At 72.2% G+C, this 13791-nt stretch carries 8 protein-coding genes, 2 tRNA genes and 1 riboswitch; all 10 genes read left to right on the top strand.

What is annotated here, in order from left to right:
• Positions 1-21 precede the first annotated feature (21 nt).
• Complete coding sequence (locus tag ACWGKJ_RS26070; protein ID WP_385024179.1) at positions 22-645, top strand: hypothetical protein; 624 nt, start codon at positions 22-24, stop codon at positions 643-645.
• A gap of 183 nt (positions 646-828) precedes the next feature.
• Positions 829-3102 carry a DEAD/DEAH box helicase gene (locus ACWGKJ_RS26065; RefSeq protein WP_385024181.1) on the top strand — a complete coding sequence of 758 codons (2274 nt, stop codon included), beginning with the start codon at positions 829-831 and terminating at the stop codon, positions 3100-3102.
• 345 nt (positions 3103-3447) lie between these two features.
• The gene (locus tag ACWGKJ_RS26060; protein ID WP_385024183.1) at positions 3448-6468 is read left to right on the top strand and encodes an FG-GAP-like repeat-containing protein; all 3021 of its coding nucleotides are present in this window, start codon (positions 3448-3450) and stop codon (positions 6466-6468) included.
• A 128-nt stretch (positions 6469-6596) separates the two neighbouring features.
• A tRNA-Lys gene (locus ACWGKJ_RS26055) sits at positions 6597-6669 on the top strand.
• A 348-nt stretch (positions 6670-7017) separates the two neighbouring features.
• Positions 7018-7899, top strand: a complete 882-nt coding sequence (locus ACWGKJ_RS26050; protein ID WP_385024185.1) for an SDR family oxidoreductase — start codon at positions 7018-7020, stop codon at positions 7897-7899.
• 167 nt (positions 7900-8066) lie between these two features.
• Positions 8067-9383 (top strand): metallophosphoesterase, encoded by a 1317-nt coding sequence (locus ACWGKJ_RS26045; protein ID WP_453315824.1) that lies wholly within the window; start codon positions 8067-8069, stop codon positions 9381-9383.
• A gap of 201 nt (positions 9384-9584) precedes the next feature.
• Positions 9585-9658 (top strand) — tRNA-Met (locus ACWGKJ_RS26040).
• Between the two features lie 163 nt (positions 9659-9821).
• Positions 9822-10973, top strand: a complete 1152-nt coding sequence (locus ACWGKJ_RS26035; protein ID WP_453315830.1) for a PP2C family protein-serine/threonine phosphatase — start codon at positions 9822-9824, stop codon at positions 10971-10973.
• A gap of 285 nt (positions 10974-11258) precedes the next feature.
• Positions 11259-11399: riboswitch (cyclic di-AMP (ydaO/yuaA leader) on the top strand.
• An 11-nt stretch (positions 11400-11410) separates the two neighbouring features.
• On the top strand, positions 11411-12472 hold the full coding sequence (locus tag ACWGKJ_RS26030) for a M23 family metallopeptidase (RefSeq protein WP_385024191.1): 1062 nt from the start codon (positions 11411-11413) through the stop codon (positions 12470-12472).
• Between the two features lie 362 nt (positions 12473-12834).
• Entirely contained in the window at positions 12835-13779 is a 945-nt protein-coding gene (locus tag ACWGKJ_RS26025) for an aldo/keto reductase (RefSeq protein WP_385024193.1), read from the top strand.
• Positions 13780-13791 lie beyond the last annotated feature (12 nt).

Raw genomic sequence — 13791 nt, 5'->3', positions numbered from 1 at the left:
CTCCCTCCGGAGGTGCGCCCCGTGCGCCAGTTGCCCGTCCCCGCCCGGTTGATCGCCGCCGTGATGACGCTGGCGGCGTCGGCCGGCTGTATGAGCGTCAGTGACCACCCCGACAGCCCCGCGCCGTCCGCGTCGAAGGGGGCGCGGCACACGGACACCCGGTCGGACGGCGCCGCCGCCCCTGACAGCGGGGGCCGCGACCAGGTGCACGGCGGGGCTGCCGGCGGGAGCGGCAAGGGCGGTGACGGGGCGTCGGCTCACACGAAGTCCGCCCGGAAGGCCGGTGACAGCAAGGACGGGTCCGGCAAGAAGGGCGGCGACGACGGCGCAGGGTCATCGGCCGACCCGTCGGCGTCCGGTGCCCGGCACACGCCCCGCCCCGGGCACACCCGCCACGGGCGCCCGCCGGGCGGCGGGCCGTCCGGTCCCGGGGTGCCGCCCGTCACCAGTCCGGAGCCGCCCGGACAGCCGTCGGACCCCCCTCGTACGAGCCCGACGCCCGACCCCGGGAACTCGCCGCCCGGTGCCACGACAGCCCCGTCCCTGGGCCCTGCCAGGCGGTCCGAGGCGATGCTCATTCCCCTGGCATCGCCGCAGGCCGAGCCGGTGCGGCAGGCCGGGTTTGCCAGAGAGGGGGAAGGGTGAGTATGGTAGTAGATCGTTTGATCCCATTGCCCGGCGCCACTGTGTCTCTTGATCAGCAAGAGGCGAAAGCGCCCCGAGGCGCGTTCTCTCCCTTACCGTGACTGGTCCGCATTGAGGCGGTCGAAATAGCGATTCACGGAGTTATGGGCGCGTGCCGAGACTCCGGAAGGTTTCGCATTTCGCATGTCCAATTTCAGTTCTGACCACGCCGTCATGCCCGAGAACGACGAGATCGTCGCCGACGCCGAGGCTGTCGTGGTCGAGGTCGAAGAGGCCGTCGCCGAGGCCGTTGCCGCAGGTGACACCGCCGCTGAGACCGTTGTCGCCGAGCCCGTCAGCGATGAGTCCCCTGCTGACGATGAGTCCTCTGCCGACGAGGCCGCCGGGTCCGTCTCCGGTGGAGAGCCCGCCGAGCCGTCCGTGACCTTCGCCTCGCTCGGTCTGCCCGAGGGCATCGTCCGCAAGCTCGGCCAGAACGGCGTCACCGCGCCGTTCCCGATCCAGGCCGCGACCATCCCGGACGCGCTGTCCGGCAAGGACATCCTCGGCCGTGGCCGTACCGGCTCGGGCAAGACCCTCTCCTTCGGTCTCCCGCTGCTGTCGACGCTCGCCGGCGGGTACACCGAGAAGAAGAAGCCGCGCGGCATCATCCTCACCCCGACTCGTGAGCTCGCGATGCAGGTCGCGGACGCTCTCCAGCCGTACGGCGACGTGCTCGGCCTGAAGATGAAGGTCGTCTGCGGCGGTACGTCGATGTCCAACCAGATCTACGCCCTGGAGCGCGGCGTCGACGTCCTCGTCGCCACCCCGGGCCGGCTGCGCGACATCATCAACCGCGGCGCCTGCTCGCTGTCGAACGTTCAGGTCGCCGTGCTCGACGAGGCCGACCAGATGTCCGACCTGGGCTTCCTGCCCGAGGTCACCGAGCTGCTCGACCAGATCCCCGGCGGCGGCCAGCGGATGCTCTTCTCCGCCACCATGGAGAACGAGATCGGCACCCTGGTCAAGCGCTACCTGACCAACCCGGTCAGCCACGAGGTGGACAGCGCCCAGGGCAACGTCTCGACCATGTCCCACCACGTCCTCGTCGTGAAGCCGAAGGACAAGGCGCCGGTCACGGCCGCCATCGCCGCCCGAAAGGGCCGCACGATCATCTTCGTACGGACCCAGCTGGGCGCCGACCGGATCGCCGAGCAGCTCGTCGAGTCGGGCGTCAAGGCGGACGCGCTGCACGGCGGCATGACCCAGGGCGCCCGTACCCGGGTGCTCGCCGACTTCAAGGACGGTTACGTCAACGCGCTCGTCGCGACCGACGTCGCCGCCCGCGGTATCCACGTCGACGGCATCGACCTGGTCCTGAACGTGGACCCGGCCGGGGACCACAAGGACTACCTGCACCGCTCGGGCCGTACCGCCCGCGCCGGCAAGTCCGGCACGGTCGTCTCGCTGTCGCTGCCGCACCAGCGCCGTCAGATCTTCCGGCTGATGGAGGACGCGGGCGTCGACGCCACGCGCCACATCGTCCAGGGCGCCGGGGCCTTCGAGCCCGAGGTCGCCGAGATCACCGGGGCCCGTTCGCTGACCGAGGTCCAGGCCGACTCCGCGAACAACGCCGCCAAGCAGGCGGAGCGCGAGGCCAAGGACCTCACCCGTGAGCTGGAGCGCGTCCAGCGCCGGGCGACCGAGCTGCGCGAGGAGGCCGACCGCCTGGTGGCGCGTGCCGCCCGCGAGCGTGGTGACGACCCCGAGGCCGCCGTCGCCGAGGTGATCCAGGCCGCCGAGGCCGAGATCGCCGCCGCCGTGCCGGAGCAGCCGAGGGCGGAGCAGCGCGAGGAGCGCCGCGACGACCGTGGCAACTTCGGACGCCGTGACGACCGGGGCGGCGACCGTGGTGGATACCGCGGCGGCGACCGTGGTGGTGACCGCGGTGGCTTCCAGCGCCGTGACGACCGCGGTGGTGACCGTGGCGGTTTCCAGCGGCGCGACGACCGTGGCGGCAACGGTGGTTTCCGTCGTGACGACCGTCCGTCGGGCGGGTTCCGTGGCGGCGAGCGCCGTGACGACCGCGGTGGTGACCGTGGCGGTTTCCAGCGCCGTGACGACCGTGGCGGCAACGGTGGCTTCCGTCGTGACGACCGTCCGTCGGGCGGGTTCCGTGGCGGCGAGCGCCGTGACAACGACCGTCCGGCCGGTGGCTTCCGTGGCGGCGACCGCCGCGACGACCGTGGCAACGGCGGCTTCCAGCGCCGTGAGGACCGCCCCACCGGCGGCCACCGCGGCAGCGACCGTCCGTTCAACCGCGACCGCCGCGACGACCGCCCCGCCGGCGGTTTCCGCTCCGGCGGCAGCGACCGTCCGACCGGCCGCCGCGACGACCACCGCACGACCGGTACGGGCACCGGCACCGGTTCGTTCGGCCGCCGCGACGACAAGCCGCGCTGGAAGCGCAACGGCTGAGGCTGAGTGGGAGGACGGCTGAGTCCGGCTGAGAAGACGGAGCAGGCTGAGTCCGACCGAGGGGCTGCCCCGGGCGATGGTGACCATCGTCCGGGGCAGCCCTTTTTCCGTCGCCGTATGTCGTACCCCGCTGATAAACTCCCCCACTCGGCAGGCAGTTCGACCTGTCGGGCAGTTCGACTCACCGAACAGTTCGACTCAACCGAACAGTTCGGCACCAGGGCCCCACACCTGACGCGTCATGCGCCGTTCCCGGCGCAGGCGGATCTCGGTTTCTCTGTGGGGGAGTTCGTCATACACCGCCCTTTCGTGACGCGCCGTAAATTCGTGACGCGTCGTCAATTCATGCAGCGTCGAAGACTCTGGCGTACCGCCGTGGCTGTCGGCGCCGCAGCAGTCCTCGCGGGCGCCATGAGCCCGTTCACCGGCCCGGCATCGGCCGCCGCACCACCACCCGACGCGCAACTCACGGCGCCGGCCAGAACGATCAGTCCGGGTGTCTACACAGTCGCCGGGAGCACCGGCTTCGCGCACTCCGAGGACGCGCGCAAGAGCTTCCGGTGGACGGACTACGCGACCGGCGCGACCACCACCCTGGCGATTCCCACGCCCGCGCTCGGCCTCGTCAACACCATGTCGGACCTGGTCGTCTACTCGGCGGCCGTGGGTGACTACCGGCTGCTCGACCCGCACACCGGCACGGTGCGCGCCATGCGGCTGCCGCCGGAGTTCGGTACGCCGACCTTCGGCGGGGACACGGCGCTGGCCCCCGCCACCGAGGGCGCGGCGGCCGGCGAGTGCCACCTCTTCCGCCTGGACGGGGCGACCCTCACCGACCGCAAGGTCACCGGCCTGCCCGCGGACTCGCATTGCGCTCTGGCAGTCACGCCCGAGGCCGGAGCCGGTGACGTCTCCACCGGACTCGTGACCTACCGGGCGGGCGGCGCACGGCACTACGGTCTCGTCGACCTGCGGACGGCGGAACTCACCGAACTGCCGCTCTCCGGGAACGCGCAGTACATCCGGGTCACCCCGTCCTATGTGAGCTGGCAGGACACGCCGGCCCACGCCGTCAAGGTGCTCTCCAGGGGGCATCTGCACGACGCGCCCCGAAGCATTCCGGTCGGCTCCGGCAGCCTCGTCAGATCGTTCCCGGTCGGCGATCACGTGCTCCGGATCGACGCCGACAACGGTCCTCTCCTCGATGTCGCCCCCGACGGCGGAACTACCACCCTGCTCACCCCCGCCTACGGGAACCGCGCGCTGCCCGGCCCCGACGGCAGCCTGCTGATCGTGGGCAGGGGGCCGGACGGCGACTACGCGGTGGACCGCTTCACCGCGGGCGCGGACGGAGCGCCCGTCCGCAGCGAGGTGCTGGCGGTGCCGTGGCAGCCCACCCACAGCGCGCGTCTCGCGCTCGCGGGCGGCGATCTCGTCAGTTACGAGGTGTCGTCCGCGGGAGACGGCGCGGGCTTCTACGACCGGCGGCTCGCCCTCTCCGGCGCACCGGCCGCCGTCAGCCAGAGGCCCCTCGGCGGCGGGGCCGGCTTCGGCTGTGAGGCGGACCAGAGCTGCCCGGAGCCGTTCCCGGCCGCCGACGGCCGTCTCGCGTACGTCACGGACACCGGCTCCGGGTACCGGCTGAACCTCGTCGACGCCTCGTCACCGGCCGCCACCCGCCAGATCGTTCTGGGAGCGGACAGGCCCACCGTGTACGGGGTGTCCGGCCGCTATGTCGCCTACGGGACGGGGACCGGCAAGCAGGCGCGTACCGAGGTACGGGACCTGGACACGCGCGCCGTCGTACGCACGGCGCCCGCGGGCCCCTCCGCGCTCTGGGGCGGCACGCTGTGGCAGGCGTCCGCCGGCGGCAGGCTCACGGCGACGGACGTCGCGAAGGGCACGGTGACCCGGACCCTCGGCACCGGATCGTCCTGCGCGGTCCACACCCTCCAGGCGTCCGCGCGGTATCTCTACTGGGAGTGCGGAGCGGCGGCCCCGGCCTCGGCCGGGACCGTGGACATCGCCACCGGGACGGCACGGACCACCGCGGTGGGACCCGGCCCCGGGCGGCTCGGTGACGGCTTCATCGCCCGCCTGGACGGCGCGCGGCGGGTGGTGGTCACGGACCTCACGAGCGCCAAGCCCGTGGAGCAGGTGCTAGGCACCGCCGCCTCCTCCGTCCCCGGTGTGGGCTGGACCGCCGACCCGTCCAGCGTGCTGGTGGCCTACACGGACGGGGACCAGCGGGTGCACGCCGTACGGGCCGGTACGGCGGCGCCGCTCACGGCGGTCGACGCGGCGGTGCCCGCCGACAAGGACGTGCAGGACGAGGGGCGCGCCTGGGCCCCGCAGTGGTGGCTGTCGAAGCCGGCGGCGTCCTGGAAGGTGGCGCTGAGGAACAAGGCCACCGGAGCCGCGGTGCCCACGCTGACCGGCGGCGAGGCCCGCGGGGTGATCACGGCGGACTGGGACGGGCTGATCTCGGCCGGGCATCCCGTGCCGAGCGGCACCTACACCTGGACCCTCACCGCACAGCCCGCGGACGGCTCGGGCGCCGCGCTGACGAAGTCCGGGGCGCTGCATCTGACGGGCGGCGCCGCGGTGGCGCGCGACTACACCGCGGACGGTGTCGGCGACGTGCTGACCCTCAACTCCAAGGGGGAGTTCACCTTCCAGCACGGTGACGGGGCCGGAAAGTTCTCCGGCAAGACCACCGGCGGCGGCTGGCCGGCCACAGCGGTGGCCGTCCCGTTCGGGGACCTCGACGGGGACTGTTCCAACGACGTGCTGGTGCGGTGGAGCGACGGCTCGCTGCGCGGCTACCGTCCGGCGTCCGGGCAGCCGGTCAGGCCCACGACCCCGTACTCGAAACTCGGCACCGGCTTCCAGGCGTACAAGACCCTCACCTCTCCCGGGGACCTGACGGGCGACGGCCGGGCGGACCTGCTCGGCTGGAAGTCGTCCACCGGCGATCTCTACCTCTTCGCGTCGAAGAGCGACGGAACGCTGGCGGCCGGGAAGAAGATCCGGTCGAAGTGGACGTACAGCAAGGTCATGGGGGTGGGCGACCTCAACGGTGACGGTTACGGGGACCTGCTGGCCCGGGACAAGGCCCATGTGCTGTGGCGTTACAACGGCACGGCGGCAGGCCAGTTCAGGGAGCGGGTGCGGGTGTTCAAGGACTGGGGTGCCTCGTACGACACGATCGTCGGCGTCGGTGACATCACCGGCGACGGCAGGGCGGACATCGTCGAACGCGACGCGGCGGGGAACCTCTACCGCAACACGGGCGACGGCAAGGGCTCGTTCGGCGGCCGGACCCTGATCGCCACCGGCTGGAAGGGGTACAGGGGCGTCTTCTAGGCGGCCGCGTCGCAGTGCCGTCACCCGGGCCACGCCAGGGATCCGGGTGGCGGCAAACGTGCCCGGCAGGGGGATACCCGATCGGCTGCCGGGCCCGGTCCCGCTATGCTCGTGGGGTGCCCAGGCACGGACCGTTAGCTCAATTGGCAGAGCAGTGGACTTTTAATCCATTGGTTGTGGGTTCGAGTCCCACACGGTCTACCGGACAGGGGTGAGGGGAACCTCCTCTGACCTGCTACTCAGCGCCTGAATCGGCTTCGGCCGGTTCGGGCGCTGTTTTGTTTCCGCGTGGTACGCCCCCGTCGGGGCGGGGGCGCGCGCCGGGCCGGCGGCGGCCGTTCCGGGAGGGCCGGAGCCGAAGGGGGTTCCGGTGCATGCGCTTGGTTTCCTGCTTCCCTTGCTTCCCTTGCTCCCCTTGCTTCGCTCGATTCCCTCGATTCGCTCGCTCAAGAAGTCGGGGCAGGGGATCCGCTCGTCGTGATGGGACTGTTGTCCCATCGCTCCGGTAGAGTGATGGGTCAAGGGTCCCATCGCTTGAGGGAGAGTGCCATGCGTGTCTTTGTCACCGGGGGGACCGGCCTGATCGGGGCCGCCGTCGTCGCCGAACTGCTCGCCAACGGTCACACCGTTCTCGCGCTCGCCCGCTCCGACGCGTCCGCGCGGGCCGTCGAGGCGGCCGGCGCCGAACCGCTCCGGGGGTCTCTCGCCGACCTGGACGTCCTCCGCTCCGGTGCCGCGCAGTCCGACGGGGTGATCCACCTGGCGTTCGCCAACGACTTCAGCAGCCCCGAAGCCGTCGCGAAGGCGGTCGCCGAGGAAGGCACCGCCATCGCGGCCATCGGTGAGGAACTTGTCGGCAGCGACCGACCGTTCGTCACCGTATCGGGCACGCCCCAGGCGCCGGGCCGCGCCGCCACCGAGGCCGATCCCACCGTGACCGAAGGGCCGGTCGGCGGCCGTGGCCGTGCGGTCACCGCGGCTCTGGGCCTGGCACCGCGCGGCGTCCGCAGTTCGGCCGTACGTCTGCCGCGCACGGTTCACCACCGGGGCGAGGGCGGGTTCGCCGGAATGCTGACCGGCATCGCCCGCCAGACCGGAGTCTCCGGCTACCCGGGTGACGGCGCACAGCGCTGGCCGGCCGTGCACGCGCTCGACGCGGCCGTCCTCTTCCGGCTCGCCCTGGAGCGGGCGGAAGGCGGCACCGCCTGGCACGCCGTGGCCGACGAGGGGGACCGGGTGCGCGACATCGCCGCGGTCATCGGCCGGCGGCTGGGCCTGCCGGTCGAGTCGGTGCCGCCGGTGACCTACGGGCCCCTCGGCCAGATCTTCGAGAGCGACCAGCCCGCGTCCAGCGCCCACACCAGGCAGACACTCGGCTGGGAGCCGACCCACCCGAGCCTGCTGGAGGACCTGGAGAACATCCAGCCCTGAGCGGCGGGGGCAGCCGGGGCGGGTTCCGGCCGCCCCCGCCGCCCGGCCGTTCCACCGCCGGGGCCAGGGGTTCGCCAATACAGGACGCTCTCCTTCCACTTCCACTGGACATCGCATGCCGGATGATGGGGAGTGACGGCATGACAGCGGATGTGCGGGGCGGCGTGATGACAGACAGTGAATCGATCCGGTCCGAGCCGGGGGCCGACCCCGGCCCCGACCCTGGCCCCGGTCCTGACGCCGTCCCGGCGTCCGTGCCGGGCGCGGGGAGTGGGGACGCGGGGCCGCGGCGGTCCCTGCGACGGCGACTGGGCGGGGCCGTGGTCCTCCTCGTTCTCGTGCTGCTGTTCGCCCTGCCGCGGTGGACGCTGTTCGCCTCCGGTGTCCACTGGCCGTTCCCGGTGTTCCTGGCCGGCACGGTCGTCTTCGCCGTCTGGCTGGTCTCCTTCCCCTTCCTGATGGCAGCGGGCCACGGGCGCCGACGGGCCGACCGGGCGGCGCGTATCGCGGACAGCAGCCTCGGGGTGATCTGGGTGCTGTTCACCTGGTCGGTGCTGGGCGGTCTGGTGCATCTCGTGCTGGTCGGGCTCGACGCCGGCGGTGACGAACGGGCCAGGATCATCGCCGCGGCCGTCGCCGTGGTCTCGGCCGGGCTGCTGGCCCTGGGGCACCACGAGGCCATGAGGGTCCCCCGGGTGAAGCGGCTGGACGTCCGTATCCCGCGGCTCGGCCGGGGCCTCGACGGGACCCGTGTCGTCGTGCTGGCCGACACCCACTTCGGGCCGATCGACCGGGCCCGCTGGTCGGCGCGGGTCACCGACGCGGTCAACGCGCTGGACGCGGACGTCGTGATCCACGCCGGTGATATCGCCGACGGCACACCCGCCCAGCGCCGGGAGCAGTCCGCGCCGCTCGGGACGGTCCGGTCACGGCTGGCGAAGGTCTATGTCACGGGGAACCACGAGTACTTCGGGGAGGCGCAGGGCTGGCTGGACCGCATGGCCGAACTCGGCTGGGAACCCCTCCACAACACCCACGTCGTGGTGGAGCGCGGCGGCGACCCGCTCGTCCTCGCGGGTGTGGACGACGTGACGGCGGAATCCTCCGGACTGGCCGGACACCGTACGAACCTGGCCGGGGCTCTCGCGGGGACGGACCAGGACTGGCCGGTCCTGCTCGTCGCCCACCAGCCCAAGTACGTCCGGCAGGCGGCTGCCGCCGGTATCGACCTACAGGTTTCCGGCCACACTCACGGCGGCCAGATCTGGCCGTTCAACTTCCTCGTACGGATCGACCAGCCGGTGGTGCACGGCCTGAGCCGGCACGGCGAGCGGACCCAGCTCTACACCAGCCGGGGCACCGGCTTCTGGGGGCCGCCCTTCCGGGTCTTCGCGCCGAGCGAGATCACCCTGCTCACCCTGCGCTCCGGTGGCGGGCCCGCCACCGGAGCGGACGGCGGGGCCGCCCCGTCGGAGGGCGGGTGAGCGAGGCGCCGTACGTCAGCGGCGGTCCAGGCCGTCACCGGGAACGGCGGACGGCGGAGGCCACCCCGGCCCCGCAGGCGGTCCGGAGCGGTCCGGAGCCGTCCGGAGGGATCCGCAGGCGGTCCGGAGGGATCCGGAGCGGCCCCGGGCGGTAAGTGGTTCGAACCACCCCCGGACATGCCGTAGAGTTGTGTTCACCGACGCGGGGTGGAGCAGCTCGGTAGCTCGCTGGGCTCATAACCCAGAGGTCGCAGGTTCAAATCCTGTCCCCGCTACTCAAGACCGAAGGCCCGGCACACTGTGCCGGGCCTTCGGCGTTTCCGGGGCCCGCTGTCCTTCCCCCACTTGGCCGAGGCCGAATCGCACACCGGCCCGGGTGCCGACAGCCTGGTAGGGCGCGGTACCGTCCGCCGCTTTACGGAACCGGGCAGGAGGGTACTGGTGGGGCAGCGAGACGATTCGGGCTGGGTGCGGGGGTTACTCCGTGTGCTCCCCGCCGTGCTGATCGTGGGCGGGGCGGTCTTCGACCAGCTGACCCCGCCCGCGTTCACCGCCGCCCCGTTCTTCGCCGCCGCCCCGGTGATCGCAGCCCCGCTCTTCTCGTTCCGGGCCACCCTGACCACCGGGATCGTCTCGGTCCTGGCCATCGCGGGACTCCGTGCCGCTGACGGCACATCCGGCAGGGGCTCGGCGATCACCGAACTGATCACCGTCTTCACGGTGTCCTGCGTCGCGCTGGCCATCAACCGCGTCATCCGGCGAAGCGGCGAGGAACTCGCATCGGCGCGGGTCGTCGCGGAGACCGCGCAGCGCGCCGTACTGCCGGTGCCGTCCGAGCGGATCGCCGAACTGCACATCGCGGCGCGGTACGAGGCCGCCCAGGCCGGCACCTTCATCGGCGGCGACCTCTTCGCCGTGCAGGACACCCCGTACGGGGTCCGGCTGGTCATAGGCGACGTGCGGGGCAAGGGGCTCGGCGCCGTCGAGGCCGTGGCCGTGGTGATCGGGGCCTTCCGGGAGGCCGCCGAACAGGAGGTGACGATCGAGGAGGTCGCCCAGCGGCTGGAGCGCGCGCTGACCCGGGAGGGGATCCGGCGCGAAGGGCTCGACGCCTTCGAGGGGTTCACCACGGCCGCGCTCGCCGAGATCCCGCGCGAGAACCAGGGCATGATCCGGCTGCTCAACCGGGGCCACCCCGAACCGCTGCTGCTGTACGCGGACGGGGACGTCCACGTCCTGGCCCCGACCGATCCCGCGCTGCCGCTGGGGCTGTCCGATCTGGCGGCCTGGCCGGACCGGGCGGACGAGACGCCGTTCCCGCCGGGGTCCACGCTGCTGCTCTACACCGACGGGCTGTCCGAGGCGAGGAACGCGCAGGGGGTCTTCTACGAACCGCAGGAGCGGTTGCGCGGCCGGATCTTCCCGGGGCCCGAGGAACTGCTGACGGCGGTGACCGACGACGTACGGCTGCACACGGGCGGGCACTCCACGGACGACATGGCGCTGCTCGCGGTGGGCCGTCCGCTGCGGGGGCAGCCGGCGCGGCGCAGGACGGTGGGGATCGTGCACCGCGAGCGTGAACGCGAATGACGTGATCCGCGAATGACGTGATCCGCGAAGGACGTGATTCGCGGAGGACACGATCCGTAGTCGAAGAGCACCACTCCGCATAACAGTTGACGCACGATCAGGATTTCGAGGTTTCCCGGCCACCGCTGAGGGATGATCAAGTCGCCCGAATCCGCCCGGTTATGTCCTGGTAAGTACGGGCCAAAGCCGTTAACGATCAGTCGGAACAGCTTGGAATCCGGCCCTCGCGTCTATTAACGTTCGATAACGCAGCGCGGTTGTCCCAGTCGTCGCAAGAGGCGGCACCGTGCGCACGCGCCGAATCCCGCAAGGGAACCGGGGAACCACCAATTGGGGTGAATCGGGCCTCTCCGCAAGGGCTGCCCGTAGGAGACCTTCCTGCTCCGAACCCGTCAGCTAACCCGGTAGGCGGTAAGGAAGGAAAGGAGTGCGCCTCCGTGGCGTCCAACAACCCTGCCCCCGAAACGCTTTACTTCCCGAACGACGATGCTCTCGGTTTCGGCGGTGCGGAAGGCGGCGCGCCGGACGAGTGGAATCCCACCGAGGACTCCCTCCGTACCGTCCGCGGCAAACACCGGGTCGCCAAGCAGCGCAACGGTCTCGCCCGCAGCTCCACGGTGCTCGGCGTCGGTGTGATCGCGGCCGTCGGCGCGGGCGGCATGGCCAGCGCGCAGAGCAAGCCGCCGCTCGCGATCTCGCTCCCCGACCTCCCGCAGTCCGTCAAGGACAAGCTGCCGGAGGCCGAATCGCTGCCCGGCGTGGGCTCACTGATCTCCGACATCGGCGACGTGCCGGACCACGGCGGTACGGAGACGGGCGCCGCCGACGCGGCCCTCACCACCGCCGCGGCCACCGGCAAGGGCAGCGCGGACGCGGGCGAGGCCCTCCGGGCACGAATCCTCCAGCAGGCCGAGCAGCAGCAGGGCGCGATCGACGACGAGGCCAAGGCGGCGGCCGAGAAGGCGGCCGCGGAGAAGGCGTCGGCGGAGGCCGCGAAGAAGCGGGACGAGGCGGCGGCCAAGGAGAAGGCGGCCAAGAAGAAGGCCGAGGCGGAGGCCGAGGCCAAGGCGGAGAAGGAGCGGCTCGCCAAGCTGGCGGCCGGCTACTCGCTCCCCGTCTCCTCGTACACCCTCACCTCGCGGTTCAACGACGGCGGTGCGATGTGGTCGTCGGGCCACCACACCGGTCTCGACTTCGCCGCGCCGACCGGCACCCCGATCAAGGCCGTGCACGGCGGCACGGTCAAGTCGGCGGGCTGGGCCGGGGCGTACGGCTACCGCACGGTCGTCGCGCTCGACGACGGTACGGAGCTGTGGTTCTGCCACCAGTCCTCGATCTCGGTCGGCGCCGGCCAGAAGGTCGCCACCGGCGAGGTCATCGGCCGGGTCGGCGCCACCGGCAATGTCACGGGCCCGCATGTGCACCTGGAGGTCCGGCCGGGTGGCGGCGACCCGGTCGACCCGATGACCTGGCTCCAGGGCAAGGGCCTCAACCCGTAAGGAACGCGGCCCGGCAGGGCCCGGCCCCCGCACGGAGCACTCGCACGCAGGGCCGCGCCTCGGCGCGGCGTCCGCAGACATGGCACCCGCGCGAACGCCCGTGGGCAACGCCCGTGGGCAACGTCCGTGGGCACGGCGCCCCGCACGAACGTCCGCAGGTATGGCGCCCCCTGCGCAACATCCATAGGACGGGCGCCCCGCGCGAACGCCCGGAGGCACGGCACCCCGCGCGCAACGCCGGTGGATACGGCGTCCCGCACCCCGGCAGCCCTGGCGGCATCCCCCCCGACGTCAGGGCTGCCGGTTCGTCCGTACGGGGGCGGGCCGGAATAGCGGGCGGCGACCGCAGGGTTGACCGGCGTATGACTTCTCTCCGCGCACTCGGCTCCTCCGGCCTCCAGGTCTTCCCGCTCTCCCTCGGCGGCAACGTCTTCGGCTGGGGCGCCGACGAAGAACAGTCCTTCGCCGTGCTCGACGCCTACACCGCGGCAGGCGGCAACTTCATCGACACAGCGGACACCTACTCGTCGTGGGTGCCCGGCAACAAGGGCGGCGAGTCCGAGGCCGTCATCGGCAACTGGCTGGCCGCACGCGGGAACCGCGAAGACGTGGTGGTCGCCACCAAGGTCGGCTCGCACCCCGAGTACCGGGGGCTCTCGGCCGCGAACATCAAGGCCGCGGCCGACGCGTCGCTGAGCAGGCTCCGGACCGACTACATCGACCTCTACTACACGCACCGCGACGACGAGTCCGTACCCGTCGATGAGATCATCACCGCCCTGGACGATCTGGTGAAGGCCGGCAAGGTCCGCGCCATCGCCGCGTCCAATCTGAGCCCCGAGCGGCTGGACGCCTCCGTGGCGTTCTCCGACGCCGAGGGGCTCGCCCGGTACTCCGCTCTGCAGCCGCACTACAACCTGGTCTCCCGCGACACCTACGAGGGCGCGCTCCAGGACGTGGCGGCCCGGCACGGTCTGGCGGCCGTCCCGTACTCCGCGCTGGCCTCCGGGTTCCTCACCGGCAAGTACCGGCCCGGCGCGGACGTCGACAGTGTCCGGGCCGGCAGCGCGGCGCAGCACCTGGACACCGAGCGGGGGCCGAAGGTCCTCGCCGCGCTCGACAAGATCGCGGCGGCGCACGAGGCGGAGGTCGCCACCGTCGCCCTGGCCTGGCTGGCGGCACAGCCGACCGTCGTCGCGCCGATCGCCTCGGCCCGTACGGTCGAGCAGCTGCCCGCGCTGACCGCCCTGGCCGAACTGAAGCTCACCGACGCCGAGGTGGCTGAGCTGACCGCAGCCGCCGCCTGAGAGTCCGAGAGA

This window comes from Streptomyces sp. NPDC054757 (genome assembly GCF_053612185.1).
Note: the sequence above shows the minus strand (reverse complement) of the source record. Positions and strands in the feature narration are given on the sequence as shown.

Bases quoted from the DNA above. Each gene is read 5' to 3' on its own strand.
- ACWGKJ_RS26050 (WP_385024185.1), top strand. From the start codon at position 7,018: ATGCGTGTCTTTGTCACCGGGGGGACCGGCCTGATCGGGGCCGCCGTC.
- ACWGKJ_RS26060 (WP_385024183.1), top strand. From the start codon at position 3,448: ATGCAGCGTCGAAGACTCTGGCGTACCGCCGTGGCTGTCGGCGCCGCA.
- ACWGKJ_RS26025 (WP_385024193.1), top strand. From the start codon at position 12,835: ATGACTTCTCTCCGCGCACTCGGCTCCTCCGGCCTCCAGGTCTTCCCG.
- ACWGKJ_RS26065 (WP_385024181.1), top strand. From the start codon at position 829: ATGTCCAATTTCAGTTCTGACCACGCCGTCATGCCCGAGAACGACGAG.
- ACWGKJ_RS26045 (WP_453315824.1), top strand. From the start codon at position 8,067: ATGACAGACAGTGAATCGATCCGGTCCGAGCCGGGGGCCGACCCCGGC.